We start from the raw sequence: 16,621 nt of genomic DNA, 5'->3' as shown, positions 1-16,621 counted from the left end.
TTTTCCTAGATGCTATAGGAAATGGGGCTTCGGGCGCTTGCCCCGCACGGCCCTTCCGACGGGGAGCGTCAGCGCTCCAGCGCCGTGCAGACGCAGGCGCGGTTGCCCTCCGGATCCGCGAGGACGGTGAACGAGGGGGCCTGCGCGTCGTCGACCACGGTGCCGCCGGCAGTGACGGCCGCCGCGATGCGTGCCTCCGCGACGTCGTGTGGCACCCAGACGTCGAGGTGGAAGCGTTGCCGCGTGGTCTCGTGCGCATCGGTGTGCTGGAACCAGAGGAGGGGTACGCGACCGGTCGGGTCGGCGACGTCGTCGCCGTCCACGGTTCCGGCGTCGCCCGTGAGCAGTGCCGCCCAGAAGGGCCCGACGGCGGCGACGTCCGCGGTGTCCAGCGCGAGTTCCACGACGGTCGGCGCGGCGGGGTCGGCGGTGATGCCGCGCTCGCTCGCGAGGTCGCTGATGCGGCGGGCGAGGTCCACGTCGCGCCCTGTCACGCCGCCGGCGTCGTGGCTGAGGAGCGTGATGTCCACGTGCGGGTAGGTCAGGGTGATGTCCGGGTGGTGGTCGGCCTCGTCCGCGAGCTCCCCGATGGCGGAGACCAGGGCGAGGCCCGTGGTGAAGTCGCCGGTGCGGAACCGGGCGTGCAGGGCCTGGGCCAGCTGGCGCCAGTCGTCGAGGCCGGCGTCGAGGATCTGCTCTGCGGTGAGGGTGCTCATGCGGCCAGTATGTCCCGCGGTCGCGGTCGGGTCCACGGAAACGATGTGGCTCGGGGCGTGCTGCAGTGTCAGACCGAGGGCGGCTTCCGGGCCACGATCGTGTAGGTGCAGGGCACGAGGTCCCGCTCGCCCTCGGGCCAGGACCACCCGCCGGGTACCTCGACCATGCGCGAGGAGAAGCGCCACGGCAGCGTGGTCGCCTCGGCGACGTGCATGATCTGCAGGCCGGCCGCGATCAGCGACGTCAGGATCTCCGAGAGGGGGTGCGCCCACTGGTAGGTCCTGGAGTGCGCGAGCTTCCCGTCCCCCACGTAGGAGTGCTCCTCGTCCCACACCTGCGGTCCGCTCCCGAAGTACGGGTACCGCAGGACCAGCCCGGGTGCGTCCTCGTCGATCGAGTACAGCGAGGGGTGGCCGTCGCGGATGAAGAAGGTGCCGCCGTCGCTGAGGAGCGCGGCGACCTGCTGGGCCCAGCGCCCGAGGTCGGGCAGCCAGGTGACCGTCCCGATGCTCGTGTAGACGACGTCGAACTCGCCGACGACGGCGGCCCGCGCGTCGAGGACGTCCGTCTCGACCCAGGTGGCCTCGAGGCCGAGACGGTCCGCGAGCTGCGCCGCCGACTGGAGGGCGGGAGCGGAGAAGTCGACGCCGGTGACCCGCGCACCGGCGCGGACCAGGGAGAGGGTGTCGGTGCCGATGTGGCACTGGAGATGGCAGACGTCGAGCCCGGCCACGGAGCCGTCCGGCAGGAACGGCGCCAGGGCGGCGAGGTCCTCGCGAACCACTTCGCTGAGGTGTGCGGGGTCGTCGAAGGCATCGCGTGCGTAGGCCTCCTCGTGGAGCGGCACGCGGTCGTCCCAGTTGTCGCGGTTCTCAGCCCGGGCGGTCGCCCAGGGCACCGGGGCGGCGTCGTGTTCCATGCGGCCATCCTAGGCGGGGCGCTGCGGGGCCACGGGTCCCGCCTGCTGCGAGCGTCGCGGCCCGCGGCATCCCCTGGCGCGCGCGGCGAATCTCCCGCTAGCGTGCCGCCATGACCTCCGACGCCCTGCTGATCGACGCCGACCTCGTGCGGAGCCTCCTCGCGGAACAGTTCCCCGACTGGGCAGGGCTCGACGTGCGGCCGGTCGACGAGGACGGCTGGGACAACCGGAGTTTCCGTGTGGGCGCCGGGCTCATCGCCCGGCTGCCGTCCGCCGCGGGGTACGTGCCGCAGGTGCGGAAGGAGGCGCGTTGGCTGCCTGTTCTCCATGACGCCCTCCGCCTTCCCGTTCCCGAGGTGCTCGCGGTGGGCCGGCCGGGGTGCGGCTACCCCTTCGAATGGTCGGTGCGGCGCTGGATCCCGGGTACACCGGCGGCGTCGGGGAGCACGCTCGCCGACGCCGTCGCCGACGATCTCGCCGATTTCCTGCTGGAGCTACGGGCAGTGGCGCCCGTAGGACCTGCTCCCGGGGAGCACAGCGCCCTCCGCGGCGCACCCCTGGCGGTCCTGGACGGCGAGGTGCGAGCTGCCGTCGGAGGACTGGCAGCGCGGAGCGGCCCGCGGGTCGACGCCGAGGCGGCGCTCGCGGAATGGGCGGCAGCGCTCGCGGCAGAGGACGACGGCGGTCCGAGGTGGTTCCACGGCGACGTTGCGCCCGGCAACATCCTGCTGCGTGACGGGCGGCTGGGCGCGGTCATCGACTTCGGCTGCTGTGGCGTCGGCGACCCCGCCTGTGACCTCGCGGTTGCCTGGGCCTCGCTGGCCGCACCTGCACGGGACCGGTTCCGTACCCGGCTGGCGTTGGGCGACGCCGAATGGCAGCGCGGCCGCGGGTGGGCGCTCTGGAAGGCGCTCATCACGCTCGAGGAACCCTCCCGGTCGGCCCAGGCGCGGCGGGTTCTCGCAGCGCTGGGGTTACCGGTCCGGGACGCAGATGACGGCCGGTCGCCGGACCGGGATCGGCTCGAACGGATGCCATGAGCGGGTGCGATACTGCGGAGATGGCCAGAACAAGGAGAACGACGGCCCATCGAGTCCTGGCTGCGCGTTTCGACGACGAGCTGAGGGACCGCCTGCGCGGAGCCGTGGTGAATCCGCAGCTCCTCCTGGCGGGCAAGGCGGCCCTCGCTGCCGCGCTCGCCTGGACGATCGCCCTCGCCCTGCCCGGTACGCCGTCGGACTACCCCTACTACGCACCGCTGGGAGCCCTGCTCGCGATGTACCCGACGGTGGCCGGGACGGTGAAGCTGGGGCTCCAGACGGTGGCCGGTCTCACGATCGGGATCGTGCTGGCCCACATCGCCGTCTGGGCCGGGGAGCCGAACTGGCTGACGATCGCCTTCGTCGTCGGAGTGGGTGTGCTGCTCGCAGGTAGTCTCCGACGAACGGCGGGAGGCGGCTCCGGCATCGCGTCGGCGGGCCTTTTCGTTCTCGTCATCGGCAACGAGGACCTCGGCTACTCCCTCGGCTACTTCGTGCAGACGGTGGTCGGAGTAGGGGTGGGTCTGGCTGTCAGCGCGCTCATCCTGCCTCCGCTGAACCTCGACGACGCCGTGGGGCGCATCAGCGGCCTGCGGCGGACGGCTGCCGCAGAACTGCGCGCGATGGGGGAGGCGCTGCAGGAGGAATGGGCGGCGGACGACGCCCGGTGGGCGCAGCACCGGGAGGACCTGACGACCTCGGCCCGGAATGCCCGGGACGCGCTGCAGTATGCGGACGAGAGCCGGAAGGGCAACGTCCGGCGACGCCGCCACCCGCGTGACCTGCGGCGGGACCATCGACAGGTCGAAGTACTCGAGGTGGTCGCCTCGCACACCTTCAACATCACGAACATGCTGCAGGACGCACTGCACGGGACGTCCCGTGAGCGTCCTCTACCGGCGTCCGTCCGGCCGACGCTGCAGCGGGCGTTCACGGCGGTCGGCGATGTACTCGACCTCTGGACCGTGGAGGAGAGCGACGCCGAGACGCTCGAGGCAGCCGAGCAAGCGCTCAAGGACCTCGAACTCGCGGCCTACGAGGCGTCGTCCAGGGACGTCCCCTTCGGTGCCGCAGCGGCCATCGGCATGAGTCTGCACCGCATCCTCCAGGCGGTCATGCCGGAACTGCGCGCCCAGAACTGAAGCGCCGGGACGTCTGATGACGATGGCCGCCCGTCAGCCGTTCCCGACGGCACCAGGTCACCGTTCCCGGCGGCCCCAGCTCAGGTGAGGTCGCGGGTCTTCGAGAAGCGCTTGATGGCCCGCTGGGTGGAGCGGTTCGTCAGCACCTGGATGATGGTGCTCACCGCGCCGGAGATGACAGCGAAGATCAGGGCCGAGCGGAGCGTGTTCTCGAGCCCGTCCTTGCTCTTGGGCGGTGCCTCGCCGGTGATCTTCTGCCACAGGAAGTCGACGAGCTTGGTGCCGACGAAGCCCGCACCCGCGCTGAGTCCCACACCGAGCAGCTTGAACACAACGTCCATGATTTCTCCTTCTGAGTTGTCGTCGTCCTTCCTCCACCCTAGCCCGGCTCCTGCGGCGTCGCAGCGGGTCTTCCGCGGCGATGGGACGCGTGCGCTCCCGCTCCGGAGCGGGCACGTGACACGATCACCGCGCCGGTGACTACTCCGCTCTCCCGACCTGGAAGAGCGCCACGACGACTGATCCTGCGGGCGCACTCTGCCGCCGAGCGGCCGGCACGTCAGGTGTAGGATCGTGAACGCTCTAGCAACGAAACGACAGGGGAGCGCAGATCCGCGGTACGCCGCCGGATCGGGCGCTGAGAGTGCGGACCACCGCAGACCCTCGAACCTGATCCGGTTAGTACCGGCGAAGGGAGTCGAGTTCTCAGAGTGCTCGGCTGCCGCATCCGCTGCTCGCCCGGCACTCTCCCCTCCTGTACCTCAGGAGGAAGCACCATGGCATCATCCACATCCCCATCGACGTCCCGATCAACGTCGCGCAGCGGCGCAGCCCCCTCCACCCGGCAGTGGCGCGTCGTCGACATCGTGGTGGCCTCGGTCATCGCGGTCGCCGTCGGCGTCGTCTTCGCCGCCTGGTCGGCCGGTTACAGCGGCATCAGCGTGCTCACGGCAGGCTTCCCGCCCCTCTCGGGCCTCTACACCGGCGGGTGGCTGATCGCCGGAGTGCTCGGCGGCCTGATCATCCGCAAGCCCGGCGCGGCCATCTACTGCGAGGTGCTCGCGGCCACGGTGTCCGCCCTCATCGGCACGCAGTGGGGCATGGCGACCCTGCTCTCGGGCGCCATCCAGGGCGCGGGTGCAGAGCTCGTGTTCCTGCTGTTCGCCTACCGGAAGTGGAACCTCTCCGTGGCCCTGCTCGCAGGCCTCGGCGCCGGCCTTGCCCTCTCGATCAGCGAGAACATCCTCTACAACACGCTCTGGACCATCGAGTTCAAGCTCATGTACGTGGTGTTCGCGAGCATCTCGGGCGTGGTCATCGCCGGTCTGCTCAGCTGGCTGGCCCTCCGCGGGCTCGCGAAGACGGGCGTCCTGTCCGCTTTCGCCGCAGGCCGCACGGCGGACGTGTGACACCAGTGCACACGCCGGCCACGGGCTCACACCGAGCGCACGTCCGCGCCCGTGGCTGGGGGTGGCGCCATGCGGGCCGGAAGGCGTTCGCCGCCCGCCACCTCGATCTCGACATCGCACCGGGTGAGCGCGTGCTGCTCCTCGGGGCGTCAGGAGCCGGCAAATCGACCGTGCTCCACGGCCTCGCCGGGCTGCTCGGCGCGCACGACGAAGGTGAGCAGGAAGGTGAGCTGACGCTCGACGGCGCCCACCCCGCTGCGGCCCGCGGGAGGGCCGGGCTCGTGCTGCAGGATCCCGAGACGCAGGTGGTCCTGGCGCGCGTCGGCGATGAAGTGGCCTTCGCCGCCGAGAACCTCGCCGTCCCGCGGGAAGAGATCTGGCGGCGGGTGGGCCGCGCCCTCGACGCCGTGGGCCTGGACCTGCCCCTCGATCACCCGACCACGGCGTTGTCCGGCGGCCAGAAGCAGCGACTCGCCCTCGCCTCGGTGCTCGCCATGGAGCCCGGGCTGCTCCTGCTCGACGAGCCGACCGCGAACCTCGATCCCGAGGGAGTCCTCGAGGTCCGCGACGCCGTGGTCCGTGTCCTCGACCGCACGGGTGCCACGCTCGTGGTCGTCGAGCACCGCGTGGCGGTGTGGGCGGACGTGGTGGATCGCGTGATCGTGCTCGACGCCGACGGCGGCGTGCTCGCGGACGGTCCTCCCGGCGTCGTGCTCGCCGAACGGACAACGCGCGCGCGGCTCGTCGCGGCCGGCGTCTGGGTGCCCGGGCACCGGCCGGTGGTGGGCGGGCCGCAGCCGCGAGGCGAAGCTCCGGTCGATGAGCCGCTGCTGACGGCGCGTTCCCTGTCCGTCGCCCGCACCAAGCGGGGACCGGCGGCGGTGACGGAGCTCGACGTCACCGTGAGCGCCGGGGCTGCCCTCGGCATCACGGGGCCGAACGGTGCCGGGAAATCGACGGCGGCACTCACCCTCGGCGGCCTGCTCCAGCCGCGCGGGGGAGCGGTGACAGCGGGCCCGGCACTCGCCGGCGACGCCGGAGAGGATCCGTTCCGATGGCGATCCACCCAGCTGGTGGAACGCATCGGCACGGTGTTCCAGGAGCCCGAACACCAGTTCCTGACACCGACGGTGGGGGAGGAACTGGCGTTCGGGCCGGAGCGCGTGGGCGGAGCGCACGTGTCGGGCAGGGTCGATCGTCTGGCCGAGCGGCTGCGCCTGACGCATCTGCTGCAGGCCAACCCGTTCACGCTCTCGGGCGGTGAGAAGCGGCGCCTTTCCGTCGCGACGATGCTCGCCACGGCGCCCCGCGTGCTGATCCTCGACGAACCGACCTTCGGCCAGGACGCCCTCACCTGGGCGGAACTCGTCACGCTCCTGCGTGAACTGATCGACGACGGCGTGGCCGTGGTCTCCGTGACGCACGACGCCGAGTTCGTGGCGGAGCTCGGCGGAGCCACCCTGCACATCGCGGCCGGTACCGGAACGCTGGTGGCGCGGTGAGCGCCGTCGCCCCGGGACGTGCCGCATGAGTGCGGACGCCCTGACACCCGTCCTGACCGGGCGCACCCTCGTGCGCGCCAACCCGGTGTCGAAACTGTTCGCGGCGACCGTCATCACGCTGGTGCTCCTGGCGAGCATCGACTGGGTGAGCGCCGCCGTCGTCCTCACCGCCGAAGTGCTGCTCATGCCCCTGCTCGGTATCAGCGTGGTGGGGCTCGCGCGGCGCATCTGGCCGCTCCTGATCGCCGCCGCGCTCGGTGCGTACGGCACCGCGCTGCTGGCGGAGAAGACGGGCGGGGTGCTGCTCGACGTCGGCCCGTTCCTGTTCACCGAGGGCTCCGTCGCGGCCGGGATCGCGGTGGGGTTGCGCGGGCTCGCGCTCGCGCTGCCGGGCATCTTCATCCTGCTCACCACCGATCCCACGGACCTCGCCGACGCCCTCGCCCAGAAGCTGCACCTGCCGCACCGTTTCGTCCTCGGCGGGCTGGCGTCGCTGCGGCTCGTCGGCCTGCTGGTGGAGCAGTGGGAGACACTCGGACTCGCTCGGCACGCACGCGGCGTCGGGTCGGGCGGTTCGGTCGTGGCGCGGGCGCGGAACCTGATGGGGCAGTCGTTCGGCCTGATCGTGCAGGCCATCCGACGCGCCACACGCCTCGCGACGGCGATGGAGGCGCGAGGGTTCGGCGGAGCAACGCGCACCTGGGCGCGGGAGAGCACCTACTCCCGGCTCGACGCCGTCGTGGCCGCCGTGGGGCTCGTGATCGCCGGGGGCGCGGCGACGGCGGCCGTGCTGGCCGGGACGTGGAACTTCATCCTGTCCTGAGCCGCCGCACGGGCCCCGGCCCGCTCTCCGGTATTCCCTGCTCCGGTACTACTGCTTCCCGCGGGAGATCAGGAGCGCCCGCAGTTGTCACGGGACTCGTGCAGCCCACTCAGGGTGAGGATGGTGTCCACGACGACGTCGAGTGGTGCGGTCGCGTCGATCACGACATCCGACCCGGAGACGTTTTCTCGGTCGGCATTCAGGCGCATGATCAGCGCGCGCTCCGCGTGACGTTTGAACCCTGCCCACTCGTCGTCGGGCCGTTGATCCAACCGGTGCGCGAGGGTCTCGGCGTCGACCCGCAGAACGAACACGCCGTCGAAGACATCGAGGAAGGAGTGGACGTTCCGTGATCCGCCACAGAAGAAGGTCACGTCCGCCTGCTGATCAGCCGCGAGCGCTCTGACCTTCGCCATGTCCCACAGGTGATGGTCATGCGCGGCGGTGCCCGTGATCCCGGTGGTCGGTGCGCCTGTCAGCGGGTCGCCCTGGTAGGCGAGCTCCCGGTCACCGTGGATCGAGTGGTAGCCGCGTCTCGCCAACTCCTCGCAGACGGCCGTCTTCCCGGTCCCGGATCCGCCCTCGATGAGAAAGTTGCGTGTGCCCACACCGAAGGGTAGCCAGTGCAAGCCGACAATGACCGACTCAAGCGGCCGCTACTGCCCGCCGGGCGACGACGAGCTGCCAGCCGGGACGTAGCGTTCTGCCCGCACCCCCGAGGCGAAGTCGGTGATCCCCACGAGCCGCAGGTCGAGCGGCTTCGCGAGTCCCTCGAAGAGCCGTGGTCCGTGGCCGACGAGCGTCGGGGACACGACGAACTCGTACTCGTCGATGAGTCCCGCGTCGGCGAGGGCGAGAGGCAACGTGACACCGCCGACGTACAGCCCGTCACCCGGTTGCTCCTTCAGCTTCCGGACCGCCTCGACAGGGTCGCCGGTGAGCGACTCGGTGTTCCAGCCGTCCGGTTCGCGGGTGCTCGACACCAGGTACTTCCTGGCCGCGCTGATGGACTCCTTGAAGGGCTGCATCCAGGGCGGAAGGTCCTCAGCCGTCCGCCAGAACTCCATCAGCTCGTAGGTGGTGCGGCCGAGGATGATGGCGTCCGCACGGGCGATGGTCTGCGCGGCGTGGTGATGGGTCTCTTCGTCCACGGTGCCGGCCGTGTGGTCGACACAGCCGTCGAGCGAGACGTTGATCGAATAGCGCAGAGGTCGCATCGACCCAGGATCACACGCGGGCCTGTCGCGCGGATAGCACAGGACCTCGGAGCGGACCAGACTGGCGCCCCACGGGGAGGTCACGGGGTGGTGAGTAGGATCGGGAAATGACCAGCACCGAGAACGATCCGCTGCCCTACCCGGAATTCAACGATGCGGGCGAGCGGAATCCGGTCCGCCATCCACTGACGGAGGCCTCCGAGCAGTGGGAAGTGGACACGGTCCAGGCTGCGGAGTCCCTGGAGCCCGAGGAGCCGTGGAGCCTCGGCACGCCCACGGCCGAACCGGAGGAGAACTAGCCACTACTCTCCGGAGTCGGTCGGTGAGGTTCGCGGCACCACGACCTGCATCCGCAATCACTCCGGAACGGCTGTCGCGAGCCGCCTGGCCCGTCAGCGCCGGAACGCTCTCCGAGCCAGTCCGTTGCCGAGGAACTGCACGGCCTGTACGAGGATGATGATCACGATCACGGCCGCCCAGGTCACCACGGGGTTGAACTGCCGGTAGCCGTACTGGATGGCGAAGTTGCCGAGCCCTCCGCCGCCCACCACGCCCGCGACCGCGGACATGTCCACGAGTGCCACCACGATGAACGTGTACCCGAGGATCAGCGGACCGAGGGCCTCGGGGATGAGGATGGTGAGGATGATCCGCAGGCGGCCGGCACCCACCGATCGCGCCGCCTCGATGACGCCGGGCTGGACCGTCAGGAGGTTCTGCTCCACGATGCGGCTGATCCCGAAGGCCGCCGCGAGGGAGAGCGTGAAGATGATGGCGCTGTTCCCGATGCCCGTGCCCGTCACCAGGCGCGCCAGGGGTTGCGCCGCCGCGAGGAAGATGATGAACGGGATGGGCCGGAAGATGTTGACCACGAGGTTCAGCACACCGAACACGGGCCGGTTCCCGAGGATGCTGCCGGCCCGCGTGGTGTAGAGGCCGAGCCCCAGCAGCAGGCCGCCGAGCCCGCCGAACAGCAGGCTGAGGCCCACGATGTAGAGCGTCTCGTACGTGGCCTCCCACAGCTGCGGGGTGAGGGGGATGAGGTCGTCCATCAGGAGAGCTCCTTCACGGTGGTGCGAGCGGCGAGGCCGGCCAGCGCGGCGTCCACCTGGGCGTCGGGTCCGGTGAGGGCGAGCGTGAGGTGTCCGAAGGCGCGGCCGCGGATGTCGTTGATGCCGCCGTAGATCAGTTCGAACTCGACGCCGGCGGAGGCGAGCTCCAGGAAGACGGAGGCCTGGGAGGCGTCGCCGTCGCGGAAGGAGAATGTCACGATGCGCCCGGCGTGGCGCTCGCGGAGCGCCGCGAGTTCGTCCGGCGCCGGGATGCCTCGCACCACGGTGGCGACGAACCGCTGGGATGAAGCCTCCTGCGGATCGGAGAAGACGTCGAACACGTTGCCCTGCTCCACGATGCGCCCCCGGTCCATGACGGCCACCTTGGTGGCCAGCGTCTGGATGACATCCATCTCGTGCGTGATGACCACGATCGTGATGCCGAGGTCCTCGTTGACGCGGCGGAGGAGCCGGAGCACCTCGTGCGTGGTCTCGGGGTCGAGTGCGGAGGTCGCCTCGTCCGCGAGCAGGATCTTCGGCGAGGTGGCCAGTGCCCGGGCGATCCCCACCCGCTGCTTCTGCCCGCCGGAGAGCTGCTCCGGGTAGGCGGAGGCCTTGTCGGCGAGGCCCACGAAGGCGAGCAGCTCGGTGACCCGGGCCTGGATCTCGTCCCGGCTCCTGCCGGCCACGCGCAGCGGGTACGCCACGTTGTTGAACACGGTCTTCGCGCTGAAGAGGTTGAACTGCTGGAAGATCATGCCGATGTCGAGGCGCAGCTTCCGCAGCCTGCGGTCGGGGACGCCGGTGACCTGCTGGCCGTCGACGACGATCTCGCCCGACGTGGTGCTCTCCAGGGCGTTGATGAGGCGGACGAGTGTGCTCTTGCCCGCTCCCGAGTAGCCGATGATGCCGAAGATCTCGCCGGCCTCGATGTCCAGGCTGACGTCGTCGATCGCGGTGATCGGGGGATCGCCCCGGCGGGCCGCGGGAAAGCTCTTGGTGACGTTCCGCAGTTCGATGAGCGGCATGGTCGCCTTTCTGACATGCCGACGGCCGGCCGGGGTGCGGCCGGCCGTCGGCGGGTGGGGGGGCGGTCAGCCCTGGGCGCGGGTGTCTTCCTCGACGCGCTCGAGGGTGGACTGCAGTTCCTCGGCGGGAACCTTCACGAACTCGGCGGTCCCGCCGGAGGTCTCCTGGACGTCGTCGAGCACGGCCTGTGTGTCCTGGTAGATGCTGACGAGGCGCTGGTAGGTCTCGTTGTCCTTCTCCTCGTTCTGGGATGCGAAGACGTTGACGTAAGCGGCCGACGCGGGATCGCTCGGGTCGTCCTGCGCGATGGCGTCGTCGAAGCTCAGGCCGGCGTCCTGCACGAAGTCGTTGTTGATGATGGCCGCCGCGACGTCGGGGAGCGACGTCGGGGTGAGCGCGGCATCCAGCGTGGTGACGGTGACGCGGGATTCCTCGGCGATGACGTCGTCGATCGTGGAGAAAGCGCTGCCGCCGTCGCGCAGGGTCAGCAGACCGGCCGACTGCGCCACGAGGAGGCCACGCGCGAGGTTCGACTCGTCATTCGGGATGGCGATGGTGGCGCCGTCGGGGATGTCCTCGACGGACTCGTACTGCGTTGAGTAGAGGCCCAGCGGGTAGATGGCGGTGGAGCCCACGGGCACGAGGTCGGAGTCGCTCGAGACGTTGTAGCGCGCGAGGTACACCAGGTGCTGGAACTGGTTGAGGTCCAGCTCGCCCTCGGAGAGCGTGGGGTTGGGCTGGGTGTACTCGGCGAAGTCGACGATCTCCACCGAGATGCCTTCGTCTTCGGCGGCCTGCGTGAAGGTGGCCCATTCGGGGTCACTGGCGCCGACGACGCCGATGCGGACGGTCTCGGAGCCACCGGCGGAGTCCCCGCCGGAGAGGCCGCAGGCGGTGGTCAGGGCGAGGAGGGGGACGGCGGCGGCGGCGAGCAGCCTGCGTGAGGTGATCATGGGTGTGTCCTTCGAGATGGCGCGGAGGTACCGCGGAACTGCAGGGGGGCGTGACGAGGGAGGGCGCGCTGCCGACGGGGCAGCGACGGGATGGGAATGACTTTGAGGTGACACGCTCGCTGTTCTGGGCTGAGCGTTGGGCGGTCCCTCCAGGGACAAGACCCCTCGGAGGACCGCACGACGCCGTACTTGCCAACCGGGGGACTTGACCCGGCGGCCCAATCTTCACCTGGAGCACCCCACTACGGGAGAGGGTTGCTGTCCAACCGGCCAGGGCCTGTGGCTGGAACTCATGATTGCTAGGACGACGCTAGGACATCGGAGTGCGGCGGGTCAAAAAGGCCGGGGGAAGGAGCGTCATGCAGCGCCACATCGAGCACGGGCCGCCAGCGCACCCTCAGCGATGCGTGACCAAGGGCTGACGGCCGAGCGTCAGGACCAGATGTTGAAGCAGTTGCCACAATGGAGGTGTGGAGGACCTCCGGTCTCCGGCTGGTGGGATCGATTCGAGGATCAGGTGTCGCACCGCCTACTGAGGGCACGACGCCGCCTACCAACAGCGCGATTGAGCCGGTGATGAATTCGAGCGACGGCGCAGGGGATCGGAACGCGACGGAGATACTCACCGCGATCTTCAGCATCGCTGGCTGATCGAGGAAGACGACTTCGAACGGGACAACACGCGAGAGCGAGCAGATTTCATCGTTCCTGGCGCAGCCTGACACCAACGGCCTTTCGATGTCGCAGGTGTCACTCGTGCGACCCAGATCCCGACGAACCACCGATCGGCGCCTCTGAACTCTGGTCGGTCGAATCAACCAAACATGTAGATCGCCGAACAGCACTGCAGAGCCCGCTCCCGAGTGGGTCAGACGAAGCGGTCCACGAGATCGCTCAGTTCCGCCGTCAGCGCCGCTGAGGTGCGCAGCTCCTGCCCATCGAGCGACAGGACGGGAGCGAGCAGCCGGATGCTCGAGATGAGCCACACGGCGTCGGCGTCGAGGAGGTGGTGCGGCTCGAGCGGGCCGTACCCGAGCTCCCAGCCTTCCCTCTTCGCCGCGGCGAAGAGCGCGCTCTGCGATGTCCCGGCGAGGATGCCGCTCTCGAGCTGCGGGGTGAGCAGGGTCTTCACGCCGTCGCGGTCATAGGCGAGGAGAACGGTCGACGTCGGGCCCTCGAGCACCTTGCCGTCGGACGAGGTGAAGATGACGTCGTCGGCGCCCTGCGCCTTGGCGTAGCGGACCGCCGCCATGTTGACGGCGTACGAGAGCGTCTTGGCGCCCATCAGTAGCCACGGCGCGCGCTGCGCGACGGTGCTGTCGTACCCGCGTTCGAGGAACAGGACCTTCAGGCCGGCCTCGCGCTGCCGGGCGGTCGCGGCGGGCACCGGCGCCACCTGGACCCACGCCGTCGCGCGCCCCGAGCCCTCGACGCCGCGCGTGGCCATCAGCTTGACGACGGCGGTGGTCCGCTCGGGTTCGGCAGCAGCGAATTCGCGCAGCCCGGTGCGGATGGCACGGCCCCAGGCGTCGGCGTCGGGCACGGTCAGGTCGAGGGCCGCGGCCGACGACGCCAGCCGGTCCAGGTGTGCCTGCTCCTTACGCGGTGCCCCGTCCACGGCGAGCATCGACTCGAAGATGCCGTCGCCGCGCGTGGCTCCGAGATCGGTGGCCATGAGCTGTGGTTGCGTCGCGTCGACGACCCTGCCGTCGCGATGTGCCGGGTCGAGGAACACGAGGACTGTCATGACGGACAGCGTATCCGCAGCTTCCCGCCGATCAGCGGAGGCCGGTGCGGCGTCACAGCCGTTCGGCGCCCGCTGCAAGGGCAGGGCGTCGCTAGTCCTCCGTGGGCTTGCGGGGGGTCAGGTAGGTGGAGCCGTCCGGGTTCCTGACCACCGTCCACTGCTCGAGCTCGGCCTGGCGGCGGTGGTGCGCCTCGTCGTCCTGGTAGACGATCGGCCCCGCCGTCGAGCCGCCTTGCGCCGGCCCGAAGAACATCCTCAGCTTGCCGGTCGCCGCCATGAAGCGGGCCGAGAAGGGTTCCTTCTCGCTCATCGTCGTGTCCTTCCTGTCGGGTGGTGCCGGGGGATCGGAGGCGTCACGGGGTGCGCGCCGGGCGACCGGGCAACGTGGTCCCTGTGGCGCTGATGATGCCGTGCATCGCGTCGTTCAGGGCGTCGACCTGGGCACGGCTCAGGCCGAGGCGCTGCATCATGGTGGTCGGGACGGTGACGGCACGCTCGCGGAGGGCAGTCCCCGCCGCGGTGAGATCCACCGCGAGGGCACGCTCGTTGCCGGGAACGCGGGTGCGCGTCAGCAGGCCGAGGGCCTCGAGCCGCTTGAGCATGGGTGAGAGCGTCGCCGATTCCATGGCGAGGGCGTCGCCGATGGATCGGACCGTCCGCGGGCTCTCCTCCCACAGGGCGAGCATCACCAGGTACTGCGGGTGGGTGAGGTTCAGGTCCTCGAGGACCGGCCGGTAGGCACCGATCACGCTGCGGGAGGCGACGGAGAGCGCGAAGCACAATTGCCGCTCGAGGAGGAGGTCGTCGTCGTTCTGAGGAGTCATGGGGGAGTCCTGTCGGGAATATTGTTCGTGCACTAACTATTAGGATACTATACATCGAACCAGCCACCGAGAGGCCCCTCATGAGCGGACAGTTTGCCGGGATCGCCTTCACTCCCGCAGTTCAGGAGGTACAGGAGCGCTACGGGAGCGCTGCGTTCTTCGGCCGGCGCGCAACCGAGGCACGGCGGCGGGCGGATGCTGACACCCTGACGCGGACGGTGACGCACTTCCTCCAGGAACGGGACGGCTTCTATCTCGCGACCATGGGTGAGACGGGCTGGCCCTACGTCCAGTTCCGCGGCGGCCCGCCCGGCTTCTTGCGGGTGCTCGACGAGCGGACACTGGCCTGGGCCGACTTCCGTGGGAACCTCCAGTACGTCTCCATGGGGAACCTGAGCGGCTCCGGCCGGGTGTCCCTGATCGCGATGGACTACGCAGGGCGCAGGCGACTGAAGCTGTTCGGCACCGCGAGGGTGGTCTTCGCCGACGAGGAGCCGGAGCTCGTGGCGTCCCTTGCCGTCGACGGCTACGACGCCGTCGTCGAGCGGGCCGTGATCGTCACCGTCGAGGCGTTCGACTGGAACTGCCCGCAGCACATCGAGCCGAAGTACACGCGCCGCCAGGTCGAGGAGATCGCCGCCCCGATACGGCGCCGGCTGGATGCCCTGGAGGCGGAGAACGCCGCGCTGCGCTCGCGGCTCGCGGCGTCAGGGGCCGACGACGGCGAGCACGCCTCGTGACGCGCGCGACTGCGAGCTGGGGACTCCGCGTGGTCCAGGCGCTGCTGCGATCCTGAATCGAGTCGGCGGATGTCCGCTCGCTCAGGTCGCAGGGGCTACGCCGTCGTCGGATGGCCGTCGAGTGTGCGGATGAACGCCGCGTTCGCCCGGATCGCCGCGGCGTAGCGCTCGATGTCGGGCGTGTGCGCGGTCTCCGCCAGCAGCTCGAGCAGGGATGCGACGGCCTCGTGCGGCCTGCCCTGGGCGTGCAGCGTGATGGCCTCGAACACTCCGAGCGACGGGGAGTCCGGGAAGGCCGCCCGCGCTCGGGCGAACACCTCCCGTGATGCTTCCAGCTCGCCGAGGTTGCGCAGGGTGGAGCCGTACTGCACGGAGCACCGCATGAGGAGGTCGCCGTCGAGCCCGGCTGCGAGGGCGTCCTCGTAGAGGGGGCGAGCTTGCTCCTCCTGCCCCGCGGTGTCGTATGCGCCGGCCACCTCGTAGAGCACGCGGGCATTCTGCGGATGCGCTGCGAGGATCGGCAGGAGGGCGTCGAGCGTGGGCTGCATGTCCGCGCGGTCACGCCGCGCGAGGATCAGGTCGAGCTCGTCGTCGAGTGTCATGGGCTCATCCTGCACGACGACGACCTGCACGTCGTCCACGTAGATGATCCGGCCCGGGGTGTCCGCTTCGACCCGTTCACAGGCCACGCCGTAGCGGGCGAGCAGCGCGCGGTACTCCTCCGCGACGTCGATCAGGTGCGTGGCCGAGGACCTGAACCACGCGTGCGCGCCCGGGTTCACGGCGTCGTCGTACACGTCCGGGTGCGCGTACGCGTTGTCACACCAGGCGTTCGTCGTGAGCCACCACTGGTGGTCCTCGGGGGTCAGGAGGCCCCGCCGACCGAGTGCGTTCGTGAGCGCGAAGACGCCGGGACGGATGCCCCGACGGTTCGGGGTCGGCGCCTGGAAGCGGACGTACAGGGGTGTCACGGCGTCGCCGATCGGGTGCGCGCCCGCTCCTGCAGCACTCCACGGCAGCCCAGCCCGACGAGGGTGAGCAGCGCCGCCGCACTGATGCTGCACAGCACGAGGCCCCACGGTGTCCTGTCGCCACCGTGGGTCACGAAGGCGTCGGCCATGCTCATGCCGGGGTTGAAGGACGCCGCGAAGAAGGACGGCCCGCCGAGGACCAGCACCCCGAGGTAGAGGACCAGCACCTGCTGGGCGGTCCAGTACCGGCGGACGGTGCTCGCGATGGCGACGGACGCTCCGAGGAGGAGGCCGAGAGTGCCCCAGATGAGCACGGACGTCACCGCCATGGGCTCGCGTGCGTCGGCCATCAGGCGGTAGATCTCCTCGAGCTCGCGCCCCGGAACGACCGCCAGCGGACTCCACACGAGGATCTGGAGGGACCCGACGACGCTGTACGCCGCACACGCGAGGAAACCCGCGACGACGACGCCGGCCCTCGTACTCCCCATGACGCCCCCTTGCACGCTCGCCGCTCGGATCACCGCCCGTGGTCC

General features: G+C 70.2%; 20 protein-coding genes and 2 riboswitches. Of the genes, 7 read left to right on the top strand and 13 right to left on the bottom strand.

The window, feature by feature from the left end:
• Positions 1-68: 68 nt before the first annotated feature.
• Both AC4D16_RS07575 and AC4D16_RS07570 read right to left on the bottom strand, forming a co-directional pair.
• Complete coding sequence (locus AC4D16_RS07575) at positions 69-716, bottom strand: 4a-hydroxytetrahydrobiopterin dehydratase (RefSeq protein WP_490954488.1); 648 nt, start codon at positions 714-716, stop codon at positions 69-71.
• A 68-nt stretch (positions 717-784) separates the two neighbouring features.
• Positions 785-1,636 (bottom strand): class I SAM-dependent methyltransferase, encoded by an 852-nt coding sequence (locus AC4D16_RS07570; protein ID WP_490954487.1) that lies wholly within the window; start codon positions 1,634-1,636, stop codon positions 785-787.
• A 110-nt stretch (positions 1,637-1,746) separates the two neighbouring features.
• Here AC4D16_RS07570 and AC4D16_RS07565 point away from each other — a divergent pair, with 110 nt between their 5' ends.
• Both AC4D16_RS07565 and AC4D16_RS07560 read left to right on the top strand, forming a co-directional pair.
• Complete coding sequence (locus AC4D16_RS07565) at positions 1,747-2,676, top strand: aminoglycoside phosphotransferase family protein (protein WP_490954486.1); 930 nt, start codon at positions 1,747-1,749, stop codon at positions 2,674-2,676.
• Between the two features lie 20 nt (positions 2,677-2,696).
• Positions 2,697-3,818: an FUSC family protein gene (locus AC4D16_RS07560; RefSeq protein ID WP_490954485.1), complete on the top strand. Its 1,122-nt coding sequence runs from the start codon at positions 2,697-2,699 to the stop codon at positions 3,816-3,818.
• 80 nt (positions 3,819-3,898) lie between these two features.
• On the opposite strand, the gene AC4D16_RS07555 is transcribed toward AC4D16_RS07560, so the two are convergent.
• Complete coding sequence (locus tag AC4D16_RS07555) at positions 3,899-4,159, bottom strand: DUF4235 domain-containing protein (protein WP_490947992.1); 261 nt, start codon at positions 4,157-4,159, stop codon at positions 3,899-3,901.
• A gap of 247 nt (positions 4,160-4,406) precedes the next feature.
• A riboswitch (TPP riboswitch) is annotated at positions 4,407-4,531 on the top strand.
• Positions 4,532-4,594: 63 nt separating this feature from the next.
• Here AC4D16_RS07555 and AC4D16_RS07550 point away from each other — a divergent pair.
• The 3 genes from AC4D16_RS07550 to AC4D16_RS07540 are packed head-to-tail and all read left to right on the top strand — an operon-like array spanning position 4,595 to position 7,552.
• Entirely contained in the window at positions 4,595-5,227 is a 633-nt protein-coding gene (locus AC4D16_RS07550; protein ID WP_490947993.1) for an ECF transporter S component, read from the top strand.
• Positions 5,224-6,729 carry an ABC transporter ATP-binding protein gene (locus tag AC4D16_RS07545; RefSeq protein ID WP_490954484.1) on the top strand — a complete coding sequence of 502 codons (1,506 nt, stop codon included), beginning with the start codon at positions 5,224-5,226 and terminating at the stop codon, positions 6,727-6,729. Before AC4D16_RS07550 ends, AC4D16_RS07545 begins: the two co-directional genes overlap by 4 nt.
• 25 nt (positions 6,730-6,754) lie before the next feature.
• The gene (locus tag AC4D16_RS07540; protein WP_490954483.1) at positions 6,755-7,552 is read left to right on the top strand and encodes an energy-coupling factor transporter transmembrane component T family protein; all 798 of its coding nucleotides are present in this window, start codon (positions 6,755-6,757) and stop codon (positions 7,550-7,552) included.
• A gap of 68 nt (positions 7,553-7,620) precedes the next feature.
• Here the strand turns inward: AC4D16_RS07540 and AC4D16_RS07535 are convergent, their stop codons facing one another.
• Both AC4D16_RS07535 and AC4D16_RS07530 read right to left on the bottom strand, forming a co-directional pair.
• A complete protein-coding gene (locus AC4D16_RS07535; protein ID WP_490954482.1) occupies positions 7,621-8,160 on the bottom strand; it encodes an AAA family ATPase in 540 nt (179 codons plus the stop codon).
• Positions 8,161-8,208: 48 nt separating this feature from the next.
• On the bottom strand, positions 8,209-8,769 hold the full coding sequence (locus AC4D16_RS07530) for a dihydrofolate reductase family protein (protein WP_490954481.1): 561 nt from the start codon (positions 8,767-8,769) through the stop codon (positions 8,209-8,211).
• 107 nt (positions 8,770-8,876) lie between these two features.
• On the opposite strand from AC4D16_RS07530, the gene AC4D16_RS07525 reads away from it, so the two are divergent.
• Positions 8,877-9,068 carry a hypothetical protein gene (locus AC4D16_RS07525; protein ID WP_490948000.1) on the top strand — a complete coding sequence of 64 codons (192 nt, stop codon included), beginning with the start codon at positions 8,877-8,879 and terminating at the stop codon, positions 9,066-9,068.
• Between the two features lie 93 nt (positions 9,069-9,161).
• Here the strand turns inward: AC4D16_RS07525 and AC4D16_RS07520 are convergent, their stop codons facing one another.
• The 6 genes from AC4D16_RS07520 to AC4D16_RS07495 form a co-directional block, all read right to left on the bottom strand.
• Complete coding sequence (locus tag AC4D16_RS07520) at positions 9,162-9,821, bottom strand: methionine ABC transporter permease (RefSeq protein WP_490954480.1); 660 nt, start codon at positions 9,819-9,821, stop codon at positions 9,162-9,164.
• Positions 9,821-10,849 carry a methionine ABC transporter ATP-binding protein gene (locus AC4D16_RS07515; protein WP_490954479.1) on the bottom strand — a complete coding sequence of 343 codons (1,029 nt, stop codon included), beginning with the start codon at positions 10,847-10,849 and terminating at the stop codon, positions 9,821-9,823. Before AC4D16_RS07515 ends, AC4D16_RS07520 begins: the two co-directional genes overlap by 1 nt.
• Positions 10,850-10,915: 66 nt before the next feature.
• Complete coding sequence (locus AC4D16_RS07510) at positions 10,916-11,803, bottom strand: MetQ/NlpA family ABC transporter substrate-binding protein (protein ID WP_490954478.1); 888 nt, start codon at positions 11,801-11,803, stop codon at positions 10,916-10,918.
• Positions 11,804-11,983: 180 nt separating this feature from the next.
• Positions 11,984-12,101: riboswitch (SAM riboswitch) on the bottom strand.
• Positions 12,102-12,671: 570 nt separating this feature from the next.
• Entirely contained in the window at positions 12,672-13,550 is an 879-nt protein-coding gene (locus AC4D16_RS07505; RefSeq protein WP_490954477.1) for an aminodeoxychorismate lyase, read from the bottom strand.
• A gap of 91 nt (positions 13,551-13,641) precedes the next feature.
• Positions 13,642-13,860 (bottom strand): hypothetical protein, encoded by a 219-nt coding sequence (locus AC4D16_RS07500; RefSeq protein ID WP_490954476.1) that lies wholly within the window; start codon positions 13,858-13,860, stop codon positions 13,642-13,644.
• A 43-nt stretch (positions 13,861-13,903) separates the two neighbouring features.
• Positions 13,904-14,374 (bottom strand): MarR family winged helix-turn-helix transcriptional regulator, encoded by a 471-nt coding sequence (locus AC4D16_RS07495; protein WP_490954475.1) that lies wholly within the window; start codon positions 14,372-14,374, stop codon positions 13,904-13,906.
• 80 nt (positions 14,375-14,454) lie between these two features.
• Here AC4D16_RS07495 and AC4D16_RS07490 point away from each other — a divergent pair, with 80 nt between their 5' ends.
• Positions 14,455-15,114, top strand: a complete 660-nt coding sequence (locus tag AC4D16_RS07490; protein WP_490954474.1) for a pyridoxamine 5'-phosphate oxidase family protein — start codon at positions 14,455-14,457, stop codon at positions 15,112-15,114.
• 95 nt (positions 15,115-15,209) lie between these two features.
• Here AC4D16_RS07490 and AC4D16_RS07485 read toward each other — a convergent pair whose 3' ends face one another.
• Positions 15,210-16,085 carry a tetratricopeptide repeat protein gene (locus tag AC4D16_RS07485; protein ID WP_490954473.1) on the bottom strand — a complete coding sequence of 292 codons (876 nt, stop codon included), beginning with the start codon at positions 16,083-16,085 and terminating at the stop codon, positions 15,210-15,212.
• Positions 16,082-16,576, bottom strand: a complete 495-nt coding sequence (locus AC4D16_RS07480; protein ID WP_490954472.1) for a hypothetical protein — start codon at positions 16,574-16,576, stop codon at positions 16,082-16,084. The genes AC4D16_RS07485 and AC4D16_RS07480 overlap by 4 nt, the downstream gene beginning before the upstream one ends.
• Positions 16,577-16,621: the final 45 nt, after the last annotated feature.

This window comes from Arthrobacter sp. TJ-236 (genome assembly GCF_058269235.1).
The sequence above is the reverse complement of the archived record's forward strand: the minus strand, read 5'-3'. Positions and strand labels throughout refer to the sequence as shown.